Origin of the sequence: Dyadobacter tibetensis Y620-1, from assembly GCF_000566685.1 — a bacterium.
GTDB lineage: Bacteria > Bacteroidota > Bacteroidia > Cytophagales > Spirosomataceae > Dyadobacter > Dyadobacter tibetensis.
In genome coordinates this window covers 255,967-277,141 of record NZ_AZQN01000002.1, presented here as the reverse complement: position 1 = coordinate 277,141, position 21,175 = coordinate 255,967, and the positions used below count along the sequence as shown (strand labels likewise).

Sequence of the window (21,175 nt, the reverse complement as noted above, 5' to 3'; positions counted from 1 at the left end):
TGCTATCATACAACTCATAGTCATTGGGAAAAGCAGGGCAATGTACAAAAATACTATTGTAGCAGCTGGAAAGTGGATATAACGAAAAAAAACCGTTATAATATCCACTTATGGACATTATAACGGTTAGTTTTAAAAGTAGGTTTATATTAGAATCTTATAGATTCTGTTTCTTCAGTTCTTTTACGGCAAAATCTGCAGCGCGGGCAGTAAAGGCCATATATGACAAGGATGGGTTAACACAAGAGGAAGAAGTCATGAAAGAACCATCGGTAACGAAGACATTCTCAGCTCCCCATACCTGGTTATTTTTGTTGAGAACCGATGATTTGGCTTCTCTGCCCATCCGTGCCGTTCCCATCTCATGTATTCCTATTCCCGGATTTTTGGTCTCATCATTATATTTTGTCACATTTTTCAAGCCTGCAGCTTCTAGCATTTCTGCTGCATCGTTCATCATATCCTGACGCATCTTAAGCTCATTATCTCCATATGCGGCATCGAAGACGACAATTGGTAGCCCCCATTTGTCTTTTTCTGTGGGATGTAGGGTAAAGCGATTGGCCTCGTTAGGAAGCATTTCACCAAAACCACCCAGGTTCATAGACCAGCCTCCTGGCTCTGATAAAGAAGCTTTGAATTCGGCACCGAAGCCATCCATTCCTACGCCGCGACCCCAAGAAGCACGACTGGCACCACCTTGGTAGCCAAATCCGCGCAGGTAATCACGCTTGTCGTTCCCCCAGTTTCTATAACGTGGGATATAGATTCCATTGGCGCGGCGACCGAAGTAATATTTATCTTCAAATCCATCCATATCTCCTCGTGCACCCACTGCCAGATGGTGGTCCATGATATTACGCCCCAACTGGTCTCCATCATTACCCATTCCATTAGGGAAACGCTTCGACTTAGAATTCATCAATATGGAAGTAGACGCTATGGCTGATGCGTTCAGGAATATTATTTTTGCATAATACTCCTTAGTTTCCAATGTGTTCTGATTAATGGTACGCACCCCGGTTGCCTTACCCAGTTTGTCGTCATAAATGACTTCAGAAACGATTGTATCTGGAATCAATGTTAAATTACCAGTTTTCTGAGCCGCCGGAAGCGTTGCCGACTGCGTACTGAAATAGGCACCATAAGGGCAGCCACGCATACACATATTTCGGAACTGGCAGGCAGCACGGCCTAGTTCGGTATGAAAGCCTTGAGGCTTAGTGAGGTGAGCGGCTCGCCCGATAATAATATTTCTACCGGCAAATTTCTTTTCTACCTCACCTTTTACATGAGTTTCTACGCAATTCATCTGCATAGGAGGTAAAAAGGCTCCATCAGGAAGTACATCTAAGCCATCACGGTTTCCGCTGATACCGGCAAACTTTTCGACGTAATCGTACCAAGGGGCTATTTCATTATAGCGCACAGGCCAGTCTACCGATATACCATCTTTGGCATTGGCTTCGAAGTCCTCAGGATTTAGTCTATAGCTCTGGCGGCCCCAGAGCAAGGACCGTCCACCCACATGGTAGGCTCTTATCCAGTCGAAACCCCTGGTCTCCTTATATGGGTTTTCGGAGTCGTTTTCGAAGAGGTAACGATGCTCTTCATTGGCGGTATAACCGGTACGCATATTAGCCCAATACTCCTCCTTGGCCACCGTTGTAACACGGCCACGATGCTCAAGCTCCCAAGGAGCCAAAGTGGCGGTCTTATAGTCGGTAATATGTTTGATGTCACGGCCCCGCTCTAGCATGACTACTTTCAGACCTTTTTCTGTAAGTTCTTTAGCGGCCCATCCGCCGCTGATACCGGACCCTACTACGATGGCGTCATAGGTGTCCTGTTTGGTTGCTTTAATATTCAGATTCATTATTGAAAATTCTTTGATATGTGAAACTGGAAAAAATTCGGATATGTAATCCGAAAAACATTCAGCATAAGGGCCTACATGGCCCAGGCTTTTTGTCCAGGTTTATAATCGATACAGCCGTCATAGCGCCCAGGAACAGGTACATATTCCAGAGCCATGGTAGCTCCTTCTTCCGAGGTGAAATAGCCCAATAAAGTGAGTTCTTTCATCAAACGGAAGAAAGGCACGCCAGCGTCGGTGTATTCCTTTCCTGCCTCTGTATATTTTTTCTTATCTTCTCCAGCCTTGGAAAGTTCCTCCTTGGACTGAGCCTCCATATCTGTTAATATTTTGGTTTGCTCCTGGGGGCTAGCTTTTAAGAATCCCTTATCCTCCAATTGCTCCAGCCCTTTTTCAAAGCTAGATTGATCCTTGGCTTCATAACAATCCTTGAGCATCATCTCGATAAAGGGTCCTACCTTGGCATCTTTGGCGCCAGGGGTATCTGTCTTTGGAATAATGAGTTCAGCTACTTCCGAAATCAGATTTTGTCTTTCAGGAGAGAAGGGAAATGTCATTGCCGAGGTCGCGTCGCCTGATTTGTTACAACCTTGCAGGAAAGCCACCATGGTTGGTGCAGAAAGTGCACCACCCATCAATAGGGCCACACGGCCTAGTGCATCGCGTCTATTCATGTTATTTTATAAATTAGGTTAATGGTCTTTTAGTCGTATTAATAACTACAAAAGTGCAATTTTATTTAGAAGACGAAATTAATAAATTTTCGAACACCGTTTATCTTAGAACCATTCTATATAAAAGTTAAGGTATATACGGATGTGAATATCAGGTAACTATACTGATTAAAAAGCGATTAAAGTTGCAAACGGCCGTTTGGATTTATCTTTTACCATCATCAGCTACCGGGAAATACCTATTCTGATCCATAATTCCTTTTGTTCAGGGAAATACACTGGGTGATAATATTGAGTTGCTCTGCAATCCCAGCTTCCGCCTAAGGATTATATTTATCTTAGTTTTCCTTTTCTTGGTAAGCCGCCAAAGTCTAAGGGGACGATCCAGAATGTTGTTTTCGGATTTTCGGCAATTTTTAACCGGCCAGATTTTAAATTAATCCCGAGTAAGTTTTACTATTTTAAGGATATTAGAAGCGATATGCAATATTCTAAAAGTTATGAGCTTTAAGGGAAAAGTATAGCGTTATAATTGCTTCTATTGGTCAGCGGCCATACGACGCGGTTATCCGATTCCTGGGTTCTGTGACCGAATAAGCATGCAGTCCGAAGTTGAATGAAGCGCCAGTATACACGTTTTATTTAGCCAAGTAAAAGGAGATTACAGCCCCTGATGTCTGAATTGTCGAATCGACCTAAGACCCGGAAATGGTTATAATCCTTGCCAAATTGACCTAAATCCTGAGTTTCAATAAAAGAGCAGGAATCCAGGTTAGCAAGATCGATGACGTTAATTCCCCCTGTTCTAATATCTGGATGCGGTGCTTCATATACGGCAAACGGATCATGTATATCGCGAAGCAAAGCTCTGAAAGTATATCGAGAGCAAAATAGGCCATCTTCCTGTGCATATGCCTGGGAGATTAGTTCTGTCATACCATATTCAGAATGTATGGATTTCTGATACATCGAATGGCTTAAAAATTCATGTATCTCCTCCCGAATCCATTCCTTGCGTCTACCCTTCATTCCCCCGGTATCCATCACAATAAGTCTTGGCAGCATTTTTAATAAGGACAAATCATTTTGTTCTGCCATGTCCAGTAAGGCAAAGGTAACACCCATGAGTAATATCTTCTTATTGAGCGGGTCTATAATCAAACGCTCTAATTGCTCGAGAAGTACTTCGGTATTATGTAGGAAGAAGCCAGAGTATGGCGAGTCTGTCTGGGCAATAAAGTCCTCGATCATATATACCAAAGATGAATTATTTCGTTCCAAATAGGAGGGTAACAGGGCCAGAATATGGAATTCGGAGAGCGGACCATAATGCAGTTCGAAAATCTTTCGAGCAACCTTTTGATACAATTCCGGGTCATGTAACTGATGACGGCTCGTATTCATTCCTGTCGTTCCACTACTTTCAAATGTTTTGGCCAAGGGAGGCGGAGTTGCCGTAATAATTTGTTGGCTTTTAAAGAATTGAATGGGGAGGAAGGGGATGTCCTTCAGTTTGGTCACATCCTTTGGATTTTTGCCTATATTTTTGATGAATTGGGCATATATTGGGTTATATTCGGACTGATAATGAAATATGTCCATAGCCAAGGTTTCGAAATCTGAATCTCGAAGATCCAGGATTCGCTGTCTTAACTCTTTGCGCATTTGAGCGCTGGGGGTGTTGTTTGAGAGGCTCAATACTGTTACTTTCGTGAGGTTAAAACAATGTTGACTGTAGATTTAGGATTTAGGCACAAAAATAAGAACCGAAATATATTCTTCAGCTATAGACAGCTGGATATCTTCTGAAAGAATGTTGCTGATGGTTATGATTTTTGATATGTAAAAGTAAATACATTCGACGGCTAACATTGGAAAGAGTGTTATGAGGTTATTTGACAGAATCTGAAAATTTATAAAAATGAAATTAAATATATTCTTATTTGGTTTGGTAGGACTGGCTTTAGCGTCCTGTGTGGATATTCCCGAATATTCGGATACCCCCGTGATCTACTATAATGGAGTCGACCAGTATACCGAAATTGACGAAACGACCAACAAGAAACTTCGCGAAAATGTGATTATCACGGTAGACTTCGAAGATGGAGACGGAGACCTGGGCGCGTCCTCAGAAGAGCGTAGTGACCCTGATTTTACAGCAGCATATGGCGATTGGGGCAATTATGAGCTGGTTACCGTTAGGAAACTGAATGATGGTAGCTGGCAGGAATCCATCCTTTCGGAAGATCAAGTGAAATGGATGCCCCTATTAAAGCCCAGTGGGAAGGCCGGCCCCCTTAAAGGGAAAATTGATCTTAATACGTCTTTCCTTTATGGTAATTCAACCATTCCCGTGACTTTGAAATTTAAGGTCCGAATACGTGACCGTGCCTTGCGGGTAAGTAATCAGATCGAAACCGATACGATTCAGGTGCCAGGGTATCCGCTGTAATTATTCTTTATTTTTATTTAAGACGATGCGAAAGGTCGTCCCTTTCCCAGGCTCTGAGGATTTTACGAATAGTTTTCCATTATGGTAATTCTCAATTATCCTTTTGGCCAAGGTAAGCCCTAGGCCCCATCCACGTTTTTTTGTACTGAAGCCAGGGGCGAATATCTTCGAGGCAGCCGTTTTGGTCATTCCCTTGCCAGTGTCCGTAATGTCAATCAATATTTCTTTGGTATGTGGGGGCGACTGTAGAATAATATGAATGGCGCCAACTCCTGCCATGGCATCGACGGCATTTTTACAGATGTTTTCGATTACCCATTCAAAAAGATTCTTATTCATCGATATTTTCTGCCCAATGGCCAATTCATTGCTAATGGTAAACTTCACCTTCGAAGATACCCGCTTTTCCAAGTAATGAATAAAATTAGTGACCACAGCGGCTATTGACTCATCTTTCATAGAGGGGATGGATCCTATATTAGAAAAACGCGTGGTAATCATTTCCAGGCGGATTACATCCTTTTCTATCTCTTCAGCGATGGAAGAATCGATCTGAGGATCGCTTCTGAAATATTCTACCCATGCCATTAGAGAAGACAAGGGGGTGCCTAACTGGTGTGCGGTTTCCTTGGCCAGACCCACCCATACCCTGTTCTGTTCTGCTTTTCGGGCCGAACTAAAGGCCAAATAGGCCAGATATCCTATAAACAGCATGACGAAAAGGGAAATAAACGGATATAGTCGTAGTTGCGTAAGCAGAAAGGAATTGCTATAATAGATATAACCAACACCAATTCCTGTGATTTCAACTGGAATGGCTGGGTGCTCTTCTTTCATGCGGGCCAAATGACTATTGATGATTTCTTCCTTGAGTTTAGGGCTGGCTCCCAAAGGGAAATCTATATTTTTGATTTCCTGTGGGAATCCATTTTGATCTACATAAATGGCCGGAATTTGATAGAAATTAACAGCATCCTGGAGCACCTGCATCACCACATTAAAATTTTCTCCTGGCTGGCTATTAATGACATACCGTAGTCCTTCGGCATATAATGTTACTTCTCTCTGCTCTCGCTCTTCTAGCTTGTCTACGAGGTAATTGGTATAAAACAAGGAGCCTATGCTTAGGAACAATAATATCAGCGCAATAACATATTTATATAGGCTGGTTTTTTCGAACTTCTCCGTCATGGGTAAGCGTAAGCGTATCCCTTTCGCATTCTTTTTCGAGGACGGATTATTAGAGGATTTTTTCTGGTCAGAATTAGTTATCATCGTCAATGGGGCACGATATTGCCGCTCAAATTGTTGGTTGTTACAAATAACGTAAAATAATCCAGCTTAGTGGATTAAGGTCTTTACAATCTTGTAGGCTTAATCAGTCCATTACCTGATTTATATCATGATTTTTTCTGTATAAGAGTCGGAAATTCGTCCTGGATCTATCCTGTTATTTGTAGAAGTTCTAAATAAGTAAGCTAGTAAGTGAATAGGTTCTTATTCTAAGAATTGTAAAGTATTTTTGTGAATCGAATTGACCACAGTAATGTACAATCTGTTTAAATTAATAAGCTTATCGCATCAAAACGCCGCTCTAGAAGTTAGAGAGCGTCTCGCTTTGAATGAAGACTCTGCCAAGAGTATTATGCTTCGATTGAAGGATTTTTTTGAAATTACCGACGTTTTGGTAGTTTCGACCTGCAACCGAACAGAGGTATATTATTCTTCCTCAGTAGATCATAATGATGAGATTATAAAACTATTACTAATAGAAAAGGGTATAGCCCAGGTCGATTCTTATGCCCCATATTTCCAGAAGTATAATGATGGTGAGCAAGCAGCTCGGCATTTGTTTGAAGTAGCAACAGGACTACATTCGCAGGTGATCGGCGACATGCAAATTCCCAATCAGATCAAACATGCCTACCAATGGTCTGCGGATCTGAATATGGCGGGCCCTTTTTTACATCGTCTCTTACATACTATTTTCTTTGCAAATAAAAGGGTCGCTCAAGAGACTTTTTTCCGGGATGGAGCCGCTTCGGTGTCCTATGCGGCTGTGGAACTCATGGAAGGCTTGATGCCGAATCCCAAAATCTTAGTTGCCGGTTTGGGTGAGATCGGGACTGATGTTTGTAGAAATCTGGTTGGCAAGGAAGGGGTTGAGGTTACCTTGATAAATCGTACCCGAAGTAAGGCAGAGGATCTTTCCGGGGAGCTTGGTTTTCGGGTAGCCGATATGGCTGATTTAGAAAAGGAGGTAGCAATTGCCGATATTATCATCAGTTCAATCGCTATGGATAAGCCCTATTTTACCAAAGAGATGATGGTAAGACTCAGGGGAATGTCCTTTAAGTATTTTGTAGATCTTTCGGTTCCTAGGAGTGTATCTCCCGAGGTAGAAGAGATTCCAGGAGTCATGTTATATACCATGGATTCTATTCGATCCAGGGCGGATCAGGCATTGGAGAAACGCTTAAATGCGATACCGAAAGTACGCGAAATTATCTCTGAAGCCGTTTCTGAATTCAATGACTGGTCTAAGGAGATGGTGGTGTCGCCTACCATTCAAAAACTAAAGGGAGCCCTTGAGCAAATCCGTCGTGAGGAGCTTACGCGTTTCAATAAAAGTCTGAATGAGGTAGAAATGGAGAAGGTAGACCGCATTACAGCGAGTATGATGCAAAAGATTTTGAAGCTTCCTGTTCTGCAGCTTAAGGCCGCATGTAAACGAGGGGAGGCCGAGACTTTAATAGATGTTTTAAATGACTTATTTAATCTTGAAAAGGAGAAGTCAGACCATTGAAATTCTAGAAATATATTGGTAGCCATTTAGAGGCCCATGAATCATGTTCATGGGCCTCTTCATTTCGGAACAAAAAAAGAGCGATAGATATTTTTCTATCGCTCTAAGGATTACCTTACCCTCCACAATAACCTCAAATCAAGATACAGAGCAATCTGTTCTGGATTATAACCGGCTATAGTAAATTTGAAACCGCATCTCTGGGGTTCCATCCTGACATACGATAGGAGGAGCTGTTTAGATCATTCGCAGAAAAAAATAATTAAAAATTTTTTAATTATTTTTTTCCAGACCTTTTAATGGGGCGACCGTATTTCTGTGCTTTCTCGGCGTTATAATCCCGGCGCACGTTGACTTTTTGATTTTTAGCCTTTTTCTCATGAAAGGCGGGGCCCACATCCTCCATTTTAGGACGCTTGACCACTATATTTTTCATATGGACCTTAGGCTCCTCATCTGCAGTAAGAATCTCCGAAATTTTTAGGCCTTCAGGTAAGGATGTTTCGGGGATTTCGTATTTCATTAATGCCTCAATCTCTTCCACATATTCCTGGTCTTTTTCTGATACAAACGAGATGGCTGTTCCCATTTGGTCTGCCCGACCCGTTCGGCCAATTCGATGGATATAGTTTTCCGGTGTTTCAGGGATATCGAAATTGATAACGTGCGAAACTTCGGCAATATCCAGACCTCTGGCTATAATATCTGTGGCTATGAGCAGTCTATAGGTGCCATCCTGGAAGGCAGCGACTGTCTGAAAACGATTGTTTTGCGCCTTATTGGAGTGAATAACGCCTACTTTACCCAGCTGACTTACTTCCAACTGGCCAAATAGCTGGTCTGCAAGTTTTTTGGTAGCCGTAAATATAATGACTCTACTCAGGGATTCATCCTCGAGCAACTGATCTAAAAGATTAACTTTGGTATAGAAATTGGGTACCTTATATAGTCTCTGATCTATATTACTAAGGGGTGTGCCGGTAGGTGCTGCCTCGACCTTTACTGGATCGTTAAAATGCACTTTCATTAAGGCTTCGACTTCCGCCGTCAAAGTAGCAGAGAATAATAAGTTTTGCCGCTTCGGAGGAAGTAGGTCAAGTAACATATTTAGTTGGTGACGGAAGCCTAAATTAAGCATTTCGTCGACCTCATCGATAATCAGTTTTTTTACTGCTTTCGTTTTAAGCGTCCCATTCATGGCCATATCGATGAGTCGACCGGGAGTAGCTACTATAATATCGGCTCCGGATTTCAGTTCTGCCATTTGAACTTTAATGTTTCCACCTCCATAAATTCCCACCACCTGCAGCGTGAGATATTTACTAAGCTTTTCGACCTCTTCAATAACCTGCACCACCAACTCTCTCGTAGGTACAAGTATGATCAGCTGAGGAAGCCGGTCTTTGGAATATTGTAATTGTCGAAGGGATGGTAATAAATAGGCGAAGGTTTTTCCTGTACCTGTCTGCGCAATTCCACAAACATCTTTTCCAGACATGGTGACAGAGAAAACTTTATGTTGTATGGTCGTAGGATGAGTGAATCCCAGATCATTTAATGCATTTAAAAGTGGTTTGTTGATATTTAATTCTTCGAAAGTCATGCCGTAAGTATATGAATATAATGCAAAGATAAACTATTCCCCATGGAAATACTCGCCTTGGTGAAAGCGTATAGTACGGGTTAATTGCTTAGTTTATTAGAGCGTACCAAGAAAGGCACGCAGATTCCGAGGATCCTGCAAAGCTTTGGAGAATTCGCGTAATTCTCTTATTTCTGTTTTGGCCTGCCTTAGTTTTGTCTTAAACTGAATCTCCACAGCCTGAAGATTATGGGTATGGACTACCTCGATTTGACAAATCAATGCCAGCGTTTCTCGAAGGCTGGCAATTTCACTTTCAACTTGACATATCTGATTTTTAAAGCCTTTGATATAATGATTTAAGGCCTTGGATGTCAATTCGCTAAGATTCTGAAGGAGACCATTTTCCATTTCCTGTTGAAGTTGTAAGAGTCGGTAAAGGTTATCTTCGGCATAGCATTTCGTAATTTCCTGCATCAGAACAGTCTTGGTCTGCTTTATTGCTTCGTCCATTTCCCTGTCAGGATGATAGTTCTTGATGAGGTCGAGATAAATTTTTCTGACGGCAGCTTTGGTGAGACCTGCTTCCATCTCGGCTCGGTCATGTAGCTTCTGCTCCAAAGACCAGTCGTGACCCTGGGATCTGGCTTTTTCCTGAAAGGTAAATATTTCAGGGGATTCTAAGGTCCTTTCTGTGATTTCTATCCGTTTATCTTTCTGATTTTCTTCCGGAGCATATCTGTGATATTTTTCCCAAAGCGATTTTATAGCCATGCCATCGCTTTGTTGGAGTAAATATTGACTGTAACTGGCAATCAGACTACCCAATTTTTCCTTTTCCTGGGGGCCATAAAAGTTAGAACCATAGGCTATGTCCAAGGTTTGGACAAGGGCTAGATAATGCTGAAAATATACTTCGTGAAGTGGTCGTAACTCATTTAAAAAGCGATCCCTGAACAATGTATTGGCCCCATGGAGATCCTTTAAAATAGTGTGCAGAGATTCAATTTTTAAAGATAGCAAATTGAATTCCTTCTGTTTTTTGCTAAATCCTTCCTTAGGTTGTTCTATTCTCAGGAGCTGATGTTCTGTCATTTGATTTTATTTGGATACCAAACCTAATTCCTGATATGAAATGAGAATTACCGCTAGAATGGCAAGTAGTAAACCCAACTTATTTATTAAGTTCAACCGCTCTTTATATAAGATCCAAGCCGCCAGTGAAGAGAGAAGCATGGTAAGAATATTATAGATGGGGAATACGAAGGCGGCACTGTTACCGAAGGCTGCCAATGCCTTTAATAGGAAGTACAAGGATAAGAAGTTGGGAATTCCCAATATCAGGCCTCCTATCATGCTGCGCCAGCTAAGGGTTATGTCCTGAACTAATAATTGTCCCAAAAGGAGGGTGCTTCCAAAAATTATAGCCCCACTACAGGCGATGATCATAAAAATAGTGCTCTGATCGGGACCGTAATAGGTTGAGGTAAGGTAATTGATCAGGGTGTTATTAGTGCCAGCACCTAAAAAGGTGAGTAAGGGTAAAAGCATAACACCAGTAGAGATGGAGACAGTATTGGTATGATTTGGAATTTTCTTTTTAATGCCTCCAAGTCCAAGGGCAACTAGGGCGAAAAGAATGCCCATATAATTTAATGGACTAAATTCCTTGTTACTATTTTTGAATATAAATAAACCAAAGACTACAGGAATGACCAGGGACATATTGGCGGCAAGGGAGGAAGCGGTAACGCTAACCTTTTGTGCCGTGAGCCCGATGACCAGGAAGACCGTAATAAATAGAATGCCTAACGCCAGGGATAGCAGACTTCCCGAGCTGAAGTAGTCGATCTGTGAAAATACCTGCAGGTCTGGAGTGAGCAGCAGGCCTGTTGCAACACAGGCGAAATAGTTGAACACGATTGCGTGAAACGAGTTTACCTTGAAACTTGGATAAGCCCTCATAATCAGATAAAGGCATACCGTGAAACCAACAGACAATAAAAAATAAATCATTCTGGCCTAATCAGGGAGTTGGCTTACCAGCTCTTGCAGCACAACGGGGTAATGCTGGTGTTCGAGCTCTAAAACTTTTTGAGCGATTCCGATCGCGTCATCTTTTTCCGACAAAGAACATTTGGCCTGAAAGACTATATCGCCTTCATCGTATTGTTCATTTACGTAATGAATTGTGATCCCTGATTCTTTTTCGGCTGCAGCCTTCACCGCTTCGTGTACAAAATGTCCATACATGCCTTTTCCACCATATTTAGGTAATAAGGCAGGATGGATATTGACCATACGCTTTGGGAACTGTTTTACCAATGATTCCGGTATTAGCATCATAAACCCGGCTAATACGACGAAATCGATTGCTTCATTCTTTAATATTTGTTGAATTTTCTGTGTCTCATAAAAACTTTTTTTATCGAAGACTATCGTTGGGATACCAAATTTTCTGGCTCTTTTGATCACTCCAGCTTCTGGATTATTGGTAAGCACCAGGGTAATCTCCATTTCAGGATTCTTAGCAATATGCGCACAAATCTTCTCGGCATTTGAGCCGGATCCTGAAGCAAAAAGGGCAATACGTTTCATGATAAATAGGGAAAACGAGTCGGATGGTCGGGTGTAAGTATTATTTCGGCCTTTGAAATGCAAAAATAAAAAAAAGAAAGCGGCTTTCTTATTTGAAAACCGCTTTTACCTAATATTATAATTGTATGGTGAACAGGATTCGCTCTCCGAAGCTAGAGCGGATTAGAATACCCGGGACAATTCTGTACGTGAGATTAACTTTCCATTACGATACGATTCCGTGCGTATATCCCAGAGCATATCCGGGGATCTATAGGAAATACTTTGCATATCCAACTTCAGTCCCATACCCATTTTTGTTTCCATCACCATATTAGAATTGACTTTAAAGGTATCGAAGGTTCCTGCACCTACGGTTATGGTTTCTTTAGCCGTAACTTTTCTATCCTCGATAGTCATGTTAAAGGTTACCGGCAAGGGGCCTGAACTCCCTTCTCCTTTCATGGATGCATCGGGTAGGGTTTGACCTACTGTTAGTTTACTTGGATATACTATATCGGTCGAAGTAAACTTCATCTGGAAATTTTCCAGCGATTTTAATTGATCCTGATTAATCATCGAGCCCGCGTCAATGGTCATAGTATTACCATCGCAGACCATTTTATAACTATTCTTCATCTCTGATTTGCCCTTTGTGTTAAAGGATTCGAATTCTAGAGAAATTTCAGTCTTTCCACTCTTTTCCTCTACAGAAAGAATCTTATAGACTATCGTGCCTTCTTCTTTTCCTTTTCCATTAAACGTCTTCATTTCAAAACCCTGTCCGGTCTTCAATTCCACTCCCATACAAGACTGGGCTAGGGAAAAAGATAGTGGAGCAAGGAAAAATAAGAGTAACAGGTATAATGATTTTCTCATGAGTTTAGCATGTTATAATAGTAAATTGATATGGGAAGATACAAAAAACTTCATTGATAGCCCAGAACATTGAGCCATTGGTACTATTGAGGGCGCAGCCGTTACATTTTGTGGTGTAGTCCGAAGATATTGCTGAAAACTAAGCCGCTGCCATAGTTAAAAGTCCCAGAAGCATGATCACTTTACAGTAGCTACTCAATATTTTAAAGTCCTTTTTAGTATCGGCTTTGGATAGTTTGCGGGTAAACAATCCGATAGGTACCAGGAGAATCATAAATAGGCCTATCAGCAGAGGATTGTCTAATACGCTGGCTAAGGCAAAAAGGATAAGTACGAAGGTGCCAATAAAGAGATATAGAAAATTGCGCGTTTTAGGGATTCCCCATATAATTGGCAGGGTGCGACATCCATGGGCCTGATCGCCACGAATATCTTCCATGTCCTTTACTACCTCTCGGATGAAAGAAATAAAAAATGAAAAGATAGCATATATTAGAACCAGCTGCCGATTGGCCGGGAAGTGCACTGTAAGAATTAGCAAACTTGCTCCGGTGAGCAAGGAAACGATAAAGTTACCTATAAAGGGAAGCCGCTTGTAACGTTCTGAATAAAACCATAATAAAGTAATGGAGGCCACATTAATAATAAAAATCCATGGACTAACCAATAATCCTAGTAGTGCACCTGTCACATTTAGCATTTGATGCGCCCCCATGGCCCATCTTCTTTTAAGAAACCGGCCAACTACCACCCGATGTGGTTTATTGACTATATCAATTTTTATATCGAAATAGTCGTTGATTACATAGCCTGCAGCGGCAATGCATACAGTAGACAAGGAGATAAGGAACAGGTCACGATCTGCAATGATGGTTCTCCAGTTCTCGGCCGGACCTATCAGTAAGATTCTCGTGAAGTATTGGGTAAGCGCTACAATGACCAGATTGGTGATCCGAACCAAACGGAAGCTTCCTATTACAAATTCCTTGAACTTGATTTTTGGGCGTGCGGTCACATTCATTGTATTGTGGTATCGAAAAAACGTTGGGATAAAGATATTCAACTTTACTTTACAAATCGAAATTTTCCAACTTTACGTTCCTTTTGGGACGAAAAATAAAGGTTTTGTGTTATAATTCTGTCTGGTCGCTAGGGGCAGGCTAAATACGCTCAATATTTTACCATTTTAGAAGCTAATTTATGAAAATAGGAATTGTATGCTATCCTACCTTCGGTGGGAGTGGGGTAGTAGCCACAGAACTTGGAAAGGCTCTGGCCAAGTCGGGGCATCAAGTTCACTTTATTACCTATTCGCAACCCCAACGCCTTGATTTCTTTAATGAGAATCTATATTACCATGAGGTAAATATACCGGCCTACCCGTTATTTCAATACCCTCCATACGAGTCTGCCCTCTCCAGTGAAATGGTTCATGTGGTAGAAAGTGCAGCCTTGGATGTGCTGCATGTACATTATGCTATCCCCCATGCCTCATCTGCCTATTTGGCCAAACAGATACTTGCACAGCAGGGAATCCATATCCCTGTAATAACTACCTTGCACGGCACCGATATAACTCTGGTAGGAAAGGATGAGTCCTATGCTCCAGTTGTAACATTCAGTATTAACCAGTCTGATGGAATTACGGCGGTTTCAGAATCTCTAAAAAAGGATACGTATAGCCATTTCAATGTGACTAAAGACATCGAGGTTATTCCCAATTTTATAGATTTAGATCGCTTTAGTCGGCAGAAGAAGGAACATTTCAAGTTGGCTATATGCCCTAATAATGAAAAATTAGTGGTGCATACTTCCAATTTTAGGAAGGTAAAAAGGATCGATGATGTAATTTCTATTTTCGAAAAATTACTTAAAAAGATGCCCTGTAAATTATTGCTTGTGGGCGACGGACCCGACCGGGCACGGATTGAGCGGCGCTGCAAAGATCTGGATATTTGTAATGATGTGCGGTTTCTAGGGAAACTCGATGCCATCGAGGAGGTGCTTTCTGTTGCTGATTTGTTCTTAATGCCCTCCGAATCGGAGAGTTTCGGGCTTGCCGCTCTGGAAGCTATGGCATGTGAAGTGCCCGTGATCTCATCGAATGTTGGCGGTCTTCCTGAGCTGAATGTTCACGGATATTCGGGCTTTTTGAGTGATGTTGGAGATGTAGATGACATGGTAAAGAATGCGGCCTATGTGCTGGACGACTCTCGTCTCGATGGCTTTAAAGCGAACGCTCTGGCTAGAGCCAAGGAATTTGAGATTGCCAAAATCCTTCCCTTATATGAAGCCTATTACGAGAAAGTAGTAGAGGAAGCTAAGATGACTATGTAGCAGATATTGATAATAAAGAAAGGACCTGCAAGGAAGGTTGATAGGGATAACCCGCCATTCAGCCTATATAAGATGCCCCTTGTCCACTGGGGATAGAGTTCTTCCTTTTTCTTTTCGAAATTGTGCTATTTTTGGTAAGTTTACGTTATAGAGTAGGAAAATAACCTTTGAAAGATGAAGATTCTATTTAATATATTTCTGATTGTATTATTACTTATTGCATTTGTACCCCTCTTCCGTAGATTTTTGTTTCATTTATTAGTTGGCAGACAACTGGTGAAGGAGCAAAAGAAACAGTATCAAGCCTATTCCAATAAAAGAAATCACCAAGGTGTAAAGGTTGACAATGCTCCCCCAGATGGAACTCAGTCTAAGTTTAAAGGTGGAGAATATGTTGATTATGAGGAAATAAAATAATGCAAACCCGGTTTTACCGGGTTTTTTTGCTAATCTTCATTCTGTAATATTTTCCACTCCAACTGCCCGCATATAGATAACTCCTCTTATCTTTTTCGCTTGGCCTTTTGAATCTCCGAAAGCCTTTTCCCAGTCTCTCTTCCAAAAATGAAATGTTTAGGTTGTCCTATTACCTGTGATTGGTAAATACCCCGATGACCCGAAAAGAAATAAGCGGTAACGCAGGCAAGTGCGACAAATACAGCACTCTCTGCCCCAAAGAGTTCAATAGCCATTAGGGTACAAGCAATGGGTGTATTGGCTGCCCCGGCAAAAACGGCTACAAATCCCATTCCTGCCAGAAGGCCCATGGGTAATGGGATGATGGTAGACAATGCGTTGCCCAGAGTGGCACCGATAAAGAAAAGCGGTGTAACTTCTCCTCCCTTAAATGCAGCGCCAAGTGTAACGGACGTAAAGAGTATTTTCAGTGCGAAGTCATAAGCGGGTACAGGAGTCTGGAATGCTTCTACGATTACGGGGACGCCTAATCCGATATAGCGAGTGGTGCCTATAAAATAAACGGCCAATGCTACTAGGCACCCCCCCACAAAGGGGCGCAGAGGTGGATAGGAAATATATTGCTTAAATAAACTTCCTATTGCATGGGTGCTTCGGCTAAAGGCGACAGAGACAAGTCCGAAGGCAATTCCCGCAGCTATGGCATAAATGATATTGAGAAGATTAAATTCCGGAAGCAGGTCAATCTGGTAACTAGTATGCCCTACCCCCCAGGTGCGAGTGGCAAGATCGGCAAATATAGAGCTGGCAAAAGCTGGAAATAACGCATCATATCTTAGCTGACCTATTAAGAATACTTCGAGGCCAAATATGGCACCCGCCAGAGGGGTTCCAAAGACGGAACCAAATCCTGCCGCTATTCCTGCAATAAGTAGCAATCGTCGGTCCCGAGGCCTAAGTCTGAATAATTTGGTAAGCTGATCGGCAATTGAGGCACCCATTTGAAGCGCAGTTCCCTCTCTTCCTGCCGAACCTCCAAAAAGATGAGTCGTAACCGTTCCTATTAATACCAAAGGCGCCATTTTTAAGGGAATTGTTTTCTCAGGGTGGTGAATCTCCTCTAAGAGCAGATTATTGCCGGCCTCCACATTCTGTCCCCATAAGTAGTACGAAAGTCCCACCAATAGTCCTGCCAGAGGCAAGAGAGCGATAATCCATAGATTCTCTTCCCGCAAAGAAGTGGCCCAGTCTAAGGCTATAAGAAAAAAAGCAGAGGCAGAGCCGACTAAAATACCTATTACTGCAGATATAAGAATCCATTTAAGAATGAAAAATGCTACGGGTTTACGAAAGAAAAGCTTTGAAATAATTGAAACTCGCATACAGGTTATTATGGATTATAACGCTTATAAAGAGGGATCTGCTGTAGTTTTCCCATCCTGGTAGCAGTGCAGATTCCTGACAGTCGTCAGCGGAATCACCTTGTAAAATCTGCCAAAGATACATTTAATTTCAAGAATTTATCTGCCAGCGGTCGCTGACCTTGTTACGATGACCCTGTTCCTTAAATTTAGTCAATTCTTAACAGTCCATTCCACTGGAGGTCCTATTCATTTGGTTAGAAATTTCTTTGATTTATAAACCTTCCTCTACCAATATGTTTCCAAACTCTATTTTTATCAACAAGAACTTACTGTATCGAATCATAGAAATTTTGAGATATTTAAAAAATGATGATTCTATACATTAGGTTTTTAGAATGTTTTAAATCAGAGAAGGGTACAAGTCAAATGAATAGGAATACATTTGACAAAATAGTATGTACTTTGTACCTTGATACATGAATCGAAAATCAGCAACAAATGGAATATAGACAACTTGGTGCTTCAGGGCTACGCGTCCCAGTTTTAAGCTTTGGAACAGGGACTTTTGGAGGTACAGGAGATTTTTTTAAGACCTGGGGTAATACGGGGGTTGACGAAGCAAAGAAAATGGTAAATCTTTGCTTAGATGCTGGCCTAAATCTGTTTGATACAGCGGATGTATATTCTCAGGGCCTGAGTGAAGAGATATTAGGGCAGGCTATTCATGGTCTGCGCGACCAGGTTCTCATATCATCTAAGGCCACATTCAAAATGGGGAAGGGCCCTAATGATTTTGGATCATCCAGGCATCATCTGATCAAATCATGCGAAAATAGCCTATCTCGCTTAAAGACCGATTACTTGGATATTTACCATATGCATGGTTTTGATGGCATCACGCCTGTGGAAGAGACCTTGAGTGCGTTGGAAAACCTTGTTCAAAGTGGAAAGGTGCGGTATATTGCCTGCTCGAATTTTTCTGGCTGGCATGCGATGAAATCGTTGTCCATTTCAGAACGATATGGCTGGTCTCGGTATGTGGCACATCAGGCTCATTATAGTCTGCTGAGTAGGGAGTATGAATGGGAATTGATGCCCTTGGCCTTGGATCAAGGCTTGGGTACGATGGTTTGGAGCCCCTTGTCCGCGGGACGACTAGCAGGGAGGTACAGGCGTAATCAGGGAGAACCTACTGATGGGCGAATTGCTCAGGGTGGGGGTGAAGGTCCGCCTGTAGACAAGGAGTATTTATATTCAATTGTCGACGAACTGGAAGCTATATCCTCTGAGATCAATAAAACCATAGCCCAGGTAGCCCTGAACTGGGTCCTTCAGCGGCCTACGGTCTGCAATGTAATCATTGGTGCGCGTACGGAAGAGCAGTTAAAGGAGAATCTAGGTGCAATAGGATGGAGTCTATCTTCTGATCATCTGAAACGTTTGGATCGGGTGAGCGATAGGCATACCATTTATCCATATTGGCATCAGCGGATGAATTTGGATTTGAACCCCACACCAGATTTTTACAGTTAAGAAAAAGCGCTCCGGAAATACTTTCTGGAGCGCTTTTTCTTCGAATCATTAGTTCCCCTTAAGAATGTCTCAGTTCGGGTACGTAGTAACCATGTTTTATGGCATATACAATCATGTCCATTGTTCTTTTAACCTGGAACTTTTTCATGATTTTACGTTGGTAATATTGCACGGTATGTGAGCTAAGCTTCAGATCATCTGCAATTTCTTTAATGGTTTTACCCTGGCAAATGCTTTGAAGTACGTCTTTTTCGCGTTGTGATAACTGAAATACGGCCTGTTCATCATTGAATACGCTGTTGATCAGACTTTCGCGTACTGACTTACCAATATATTGTTTGCCCGCACTAATCTGCAAAATTGCATCTTTTAGTTCGGCAATGGTGGTGGATTTGGTCAGAAATCCATTTGCTCCGCGACGTATTACATTCCGTACAGTTTGGGAGTCATATGCCGATGAGAATACAATGATCTTGATATTTTCATCTAGATTTTCACGGCAGTAATCCAATAATTGGATTCCATTTACACCTGACATCATAATGTCGGTGATAATCAGGTCAGAGTTATTCTGGGGTTTGCTTTGAATGAACGATTCAGTGGAGTTGAATATACTGACCGATTCCACTTCTGGCATTCGGGTAAGCAGGTTACTCAACGACTCGGTGAGAAGCAAATGATCGTCTACTAGCGCTATGTTCATGATTTAGAGAGTCCTTTAAACGTTTGAATTAAAAAATATTTAGATGGGTTAATTTACTCGGTTTTGCTAAAACGAATTTTTACTAGAGAATGATATTATAAAATATACATCCCCCTTATTTTTAATGATCAAATTTTTTAATTTTTGTGTATAGCGCTATCATATTATAAAACTTGTTGGCCCAAGTGCTTATTCGAAAAATATGGGTGTGTTCACTTAAATTTAGAACTACATAAGACTTTTGTCTAAACTTATTTATCCCGAACTTAGAAGTTCTACGACAAATTAAGCCACTGCAAAGCGGATATGCAAGTGAATTTATAAAATCCGCTGCATATATTATGACTTTTATCAATTTTTATCCGGTAATAGATTAGGCGATCCATATTATATTCTTCTGACATTCTCTGCAAATTCTCACTAGTACTCCTATTAGTGAAGCTGGTTTTTTATGTTATGCCCTATGCATGATTATGGCCAACTCCATCAAACTACTCCGCTTATGGGCTATACCAGTACTGGTTTGTTATAATAAAACATTGACTAGTAATAAGTTGTGAGTAAGTTCCTGTCAGTTGATTTCATTTAGTTACCTTACTGAATAGTTTCTCATTTATGATCTGGTCAATTTAATAACTGCTCAAGTGGGGAAGCCAAATTTATGAATTTGGAAGAAGTTTAGTTTTATAAGGAAGAAAAATTACGATCGAATTTTTTTTTAGAAAATGGAAAAAATTACTCCGTTCTCAAAATTCTTTTAAGAATTGGCTAGCCCATTGCAAGCATTCAAAAAATCTATGAAGTGAAATCAAGCCCTATGTAATTCTAAGCCGCTGTATTAATTCTACTTCTCCTCTGCATTTCCATCGGATATCAGTAAAATCTAAAGATGATAAAAAATGCAATTGATTTTTTATCAATAGGAAGTCAGTTGTACTGCTGGCGAAAAATAACATGATATTCATTAATAATTAGTACGTTATTATCCAGTACCAATCCGCATGCTTCTGCGCAACAAAAAAAACATCCCGCAGGCAAAGCCCAGGGATGTTCGATTTTACTCAACGTTATGAGAACCATTTTACTGGTTTTCAAGAACAAAGTTAAATAATTCTTAATGATAAACTATTTAAATCACGATAATTTAAACAATTACTATATTTTTTTTACTTAAAAACCTATTCATTGAAGGGTTTAAATAATTGATTATCAGTTACATAAATGTCAAATCAATGATTTAGAGGCCTTCCAGAATTTACCTACTTGTTTTTAATGAAAAAAAATTACTTAAAAAATTAGTGGCCTTTTAGTTAATTCTATGTCTAATCTTTACTTATTCTAACTAACGAATCTGGAATTGACCTTAATTCTACCTTTCGGTGCGGTCATTTCCTTATACCCTTAATTGGCTCTTTGTGAAGATTTATTAAATCAGATGGTAAGAGAAATGTTCTATAAAAATTTAGAAAAAATATTAGTCATATAATTTATAAATTTGTCTTAATTTTATTTTGGAAAAGGTAGCATTTTATAAAATTATATTATTTTGATTGATGTTTTTAGAATTTTTTCTAAGTTCCATTTGTTAAGATTGAGGAAAGAAAGTAAGATTCATGCCGTAACCATACTTAGATGAAGCGAAACACAGATATTATTAAGAAATATGCCCTATTCGGCTCTAAGCTTAGAGGAGAAGCTTATGTTGAAAAGTATTTGGCTAACCTACTTAGTGAAATGGAGACTCATGCCAATCTATATCGCATGGGCGTACGTTTGCAACAAGAATGGGTTGAGCATGAGGAGGGGGTATGCTTGTTAACAGAAGCGTTCGGAGGAAAGGAACTTAGCCCAACAAAGGGTTTTCTTACGCTGACAAGTTCTGAACTGCCAGGTAAATCGCGTCCACGTCTGTTAAGAAGGACCACCAAAGGGAACAGGCGTGTTAGGCCTTTTCTTTTTGAAACAGACTAATTTT

The 21,175-nt window shown here is 40.9% G+C and carries 18 protein-coding genes; 6 read left to right on the top strand and 12 right to left on the bottom strand.

The features are described 5' to 3' along the window. Window positions 1-157 precede the first annotated feature (157 nt). The 3 genes from X939_RS0104745 to X939_RS0104735 all read right to left on the bottom strand — a co-directional run bounded on the left by X939_RS0104745 (window position 158) and on the right by X939_RS0104735 (window position 4,215). A complete protein-coding gene (locus X939_RS0104745; protein ID WP_025762121.1) occupies window positions 158-1,876 on the bottom strand; it encodes an FAD-dependent oxidoreductase in 1,719 nt (572 codons plus the stop codon). A gap of 74 nt (window positions 1,877-1,950) precedes the next feature. Beyond that, window positions 1,951-2,550 carry a gluconate 2-dehydrogenase subunit 3 family protein gene (locus tag X939_RS0104740; RefSeq protein WP_025762120.1) on the bottom strand — a complete coding sequence of 200 codons (600 nt, stop codon included), beginning with the start codon at window positions 2,548-2,550 and terminating at the stop codon, window positions 1,951-1,953. 642 nt (window positions 2,551-3,192) lie between these two features. Next, window positions 3,193-4,215 carry an acyl transferase gene (locus X939_RS0104735; protein ID WP_131694662.1) on the bottom strand — a complete coding sequence of 341 codons (1,023 nt, stop codon included), beginning with the start codon at window positions 4,213-4,215 and terminating at the stop codon, window positions 3,193-3,195. Between the two features lie 256 nt (window positions 4,216-4,471). Between X939_RS0104735 and X939_RS0104730 the strand changes: the two genes are divergently transcribed. Then, window positions 4,472-5,002 (top strand): hypothetical protein, encoded by a 531-nt coding sequence (locus X939_RS0104730; protein WP_025762118.1) that lies wholly within the window; start codon window positions 4,472-4,474, stop codon window positions 5,000-5,002. Here the strand turns inward: X939_RS0104730 and X939_RS0104725 are convergent, their stop codons facing one another. Further along, window positions 5,003-6,277, bottom strand: a complete 1,275-nt coding sequence (locus X939_RS0104725) for a sensor histidine kinase (protein ID WP_025762117.1) — start codon at window positions 6,275-6,277, stop codon at window positions 5,003-5,005. Window positions 6,278-6,548: 271 nt separating this feature from the next. On the opposite strand from X939_RS0104725, the gene hemA reads away from it, so the two are divergent. Then, window positions 6,549-7,808: a glutamyl-tRNA reductase gene (hemA, locus tag X939_RS0104720; RefSeq protein ID WP_025762116.1), complete on the top strand. Its 1,260-nt coding sequence runs from the start codon at window positions 6,549-6,551 to the stop codon at window positions 7,806-7,808. 277 nt (window positions 7,809-8,085) lie between these two features. On the opposite strand, the gene X939_RS0104715 is transcribed toward hemA, so the two are convergent. The 6 genes from X939_RS0104715 to X939_RS0104690 all read right to left on the bottom strand — a co-directional run bounded on the left by X939_RS0104715 (window position 8,086) and on the right by X939_RS0104690 (window position 13,867). Beyond that, window positions 8,086-9,411 (bottom strand): DEAD/DEAH box helicase, encoded by a 1,326-nt coding sequence (locus tag X939_RS0104715; protein WP_025762115.1) that lies wholly within the window; start codon window positions 9,409-9,411, stop codon window positions 8,086-8,088. 96 nt (window positions 9,412-9,507) lie between these two features. After that, window positions 9,508-10,485: a hypothetical protein gene (locus X939_RS0104710; RefSeq protein WP_025762114.1), complete on the bottom strand. Its 978-nt coding sequence runs from the start codon at window positions 10,483-10,485 to the stop codon at window positions 9,508-9,510. Between the two features lie 6 nt (window positions 10,486-10,491). Then, window positions 10,492-11,406 (bottom strand): hypothetical protein, encoded by a 915-nt coding sequence (locus X939_RS0104705; RefSeq protein WP_025762113.1) that lies wholly within the window; start codon window positions 11,404-11,406, stop codon window positions 10,492-10,494. A 6-nt stretch (window positions 11,407-11,412) separates the two neighbouring features. Next, the gene (gene purN / locus X939_RS0104700; protein ID WP_025762112.1) at window positions 11,413-11,988 is read right to left on the bottom strand and encodes a phosphoribosylglycinamide formyltransferase; all 576 of its coding nucleotides are present in this window, start codon (window positions 11,986-11,988) and stop codon (window positions 11,413-11,415) included. Window positions 11,989-12,150: 162 nt separating this feature from the next. Continuing rightward, complete coding sequence (locus X939_RS0104695; protein ID WP_025762111.1) at window positions 12,151-12,846, bottom strand: TapB family protein; 696 nt, start codon at window positions 12,844-12,846, stop codon at window positions 12,151-12,153. A 139-nt stretch (window positions 12,847-12,985) separates the two neighbouring features. After that, window positions 12,986-13,867 (bottom strand): geranylgeranylglycerol-phosphate geranylgeranyltransferase, encoded by an 882-nt coding sequence (locus tag X939_RS0104690; RefSeq protein ID WP_044198491.1) that lies wholly within the window; start codon window positions 13,865-13,867, stop codon window positions 12,986-12,988. 179 nt (window positions 13,868-14,046) lie between these two features. Between X939_RS0104690 and bshA the strand changes: the two genes are divergently transcribed. Beyond that, window positions 14,047-15,183 carry an N-acetyl-alpha-D-glucosaminyl L-malate synthase BshA gene (gene bshA, locus X939_RS0104685; RefSeq protein ID WP_025762109.1) on the top strand — a complete coding sequence of 379 codons (1,137 nt, stop codon included), beginning with the start codon at window positions 14,047-14,049 and terminating at the stop codon, window positions 15,181-15,183. A gap of 174 nt (window positions 15,184-15,357) precedes the next feature. After that, on the top strand, window positions 15,358-15,600 hold the full coding sequence (locus X939_RS0104680; protein WP_044198489.1) for a hypothetical protein: 243 nt from the start codon (window positions 15,358-15,360) through the stop codon (window positions 15,598-15,600). 86 nt (window positions 15,601-15,686) lie between these two features. On the opposite strand, the gene X939_RS0104675 is transcribed toward X939_RS0104680, so the two are convergent. Then, window positions 15,687-16,982: a voltage-gated chloride channel family protein gene (locus tag X939_RS0104675; RefSeq protein WP_025762107.1), complete on the bottom strand. Its 1,296-nt coding sequence runs from the start codon at window positions 16,980-16,982 to the stop codon at window positions 15,687-15,689. Window positions 16,983-17,462: 480 nt separating this feature from the next. Between X939_RS0104675 and X939_RS0104670 the strand changes: the two genes are divergently transcribed. Next, entirely contained in the window at window positions 17,463-18,497 is a 1,035-nt protein-coding gene (locus X939_RS0104670) for an aldo/keto reductase (RefSeq protein WP_025762106.1), read from the top strand. Window positions 18,498-18,555: 58 nt separating this feature from the next. Here the strand turns inward: X939_RS0104670 and X939_RS0104665 are convergent, their stop codons facing one another. Then, window positions 18,556-19,200, bottom strand: coding sequence for a response regulator transcription factor (locus tag X939_RS0104665; RefSeq protein WP_025762105.1), 645 nt, complete (start codon window positions 19,198-19,200; stop codon window positions 18,556-18,558). A gap of 1,632 nt (window positions 19,201-20,832) precedes the next feature. On the opposite strand from X939_RS0104665, the gene X939_RS0104660 reads away from it, so the two are divergent. Beyond that, window positions 20,833-21,171 carry a hypothetical protein gene (locus tag X939_RS0104660; protein WP_025762104.1) on the top strand — a complete coding sequence of 113 codons (339 nt, stop codon included), beginning with the start codon at window positions 20,833-20,835 and terminating at the stop codon, window positions 21,169-21,171. Window positions 21,172-21,175 lie beyond the last annotated feature (4 nt).

What these genes read in the sequence shown, in the direction of transcription:
- bshA (WP_025762109.1), top strand. Translation starts at nt 14,047, where the DNA reads ATGAAAATAGGAATTGTATGCTATCCTACCTTCGGTGGGAGTGGGGTA.
- X939_RS0104665 (WP_025762105.1), bottom strand. Translation starts at nt 19,200, where the DNA reads ATGAACATAGCGCTAGTAGACGATCATTTGCTTCTCACCGAGTCGTTG.
- X939_RS0104690 (WP_044198491.1), bottom strand. Translation starts at nt 13,867, where the DNA reads ATGAATGTGACCGCACGCCCAAAAATCAAGTTCAAGGAATTTGTAATA.
- X939_RS0104675 (WP_025762107.1), bottom strand. Translation starts at nt 16,982, where the DNA reads ATGCGAGTTTCAATTATTTCAAAGCTTTTCTTTCGTAAACCCGTAGCA.
- X939_RS0104730 (WP_025762118.1), top strand. Translation starts at nt 4,472, where the DNA reads ATGAAATTAAATATATTCTTATTTGGTTTGGTAGGACTGGCTTTAGCG.
- X939_RS0104695 (WP_025762111.1), bottom strand. Translation starts at nt 12,846, where the DNA reads ATGAGAAAATCATTATACCTGTTACTCTTATTTTTCCTTGCTCCACTA.
- hemA (WP_025762116.1), top strand. Translation starts at nt 6,549, where the DNA reads ATGTACAATCTGTTTAAATTAATAAGCTTATCGCATCAAAACGCCGCT.
- X939_RS0104705 (WP_025762113.1), bottom strand. Translation starts at nt 11,406, where the DNA reads ATGATTTATTTTTTATTGTCTGTTGGTTTCACGGTATGCCTTTATCTG.
- X939_RS0104740 (WP_025762120.1), bottom strand. Translation starts at nt 2,550, where the DNA reads ATGAATAGACGCGATGCACTAGGCCGTGTGGCCCTATTGATGGGTGGT.
- X939_RS0104670 (WP_025762106.1), top strand. Translation starts at nt 17,463, where the DNA reads ATGGAATATAGACAACTTGGTGCTTCAGGGCTACGCGTCCCAGTTTTA.
- X939_RS0104715 (WP_025762115.1), bottom strand. Translation starts at nt 9,411, where the DNA reads ATGACTTTCGAAGAATTAAATATCAACAAACCACTTTTAAATGCATTA.
- X939_RS0104745 (WP_025762121.1), bottom strand. Translation starts at nt 1,876, where the DNA reads ATGAATCTGAATATTAAAGCAACCAAACAGGACACCTATGACGCCATC.
- X939_RS0104710 (WP_025762114.1), bottom strand. Translation starts at nt 10,485, where the DNA reads ATGACAGAACATCAGCTCCTGAGAATAGAACAACCTAAGGAAGGATTT.
- X939_RS0104725 (WP_025762117.1), bottom strand. Translation starts at nt 6,277, where the DNA reads ATGATAACTAATTCTGACCAGAAAAAATCCTCTAATAATCCGTCCTCG.
- X939_RS0104680 (WP_044198489.1), top strand. Translation starts at nt 15,358, where the DNA reads ATGAAGATTCTATTTAATATATTTCTGATTGTATTATTACTTATTGCA.
- X939_RS0104660 (WP_025762104.1), top strand. Translation starts at nt 20,833, where the DNA reads ATGAAGCGAAACACAGATATTATTAAGAAATATGCCCTATTCGGCTCT.
- purN (WP_025762112.1), bottom strand. Translation starts at nt 11,988, where the DNA reads ATGAAACGTATTGCCCTTTTTGCTTCAGGATCCGGCTCAAATGCCGAG.
- X939_RS0104735 (WP_131694662.1), bottom strand. Translation starts at nt 4,215, where the DNA reads ATGCGCAAAGAGTTAAGACAGCGAATCCTGGATCTTCGAGATTCAGAT.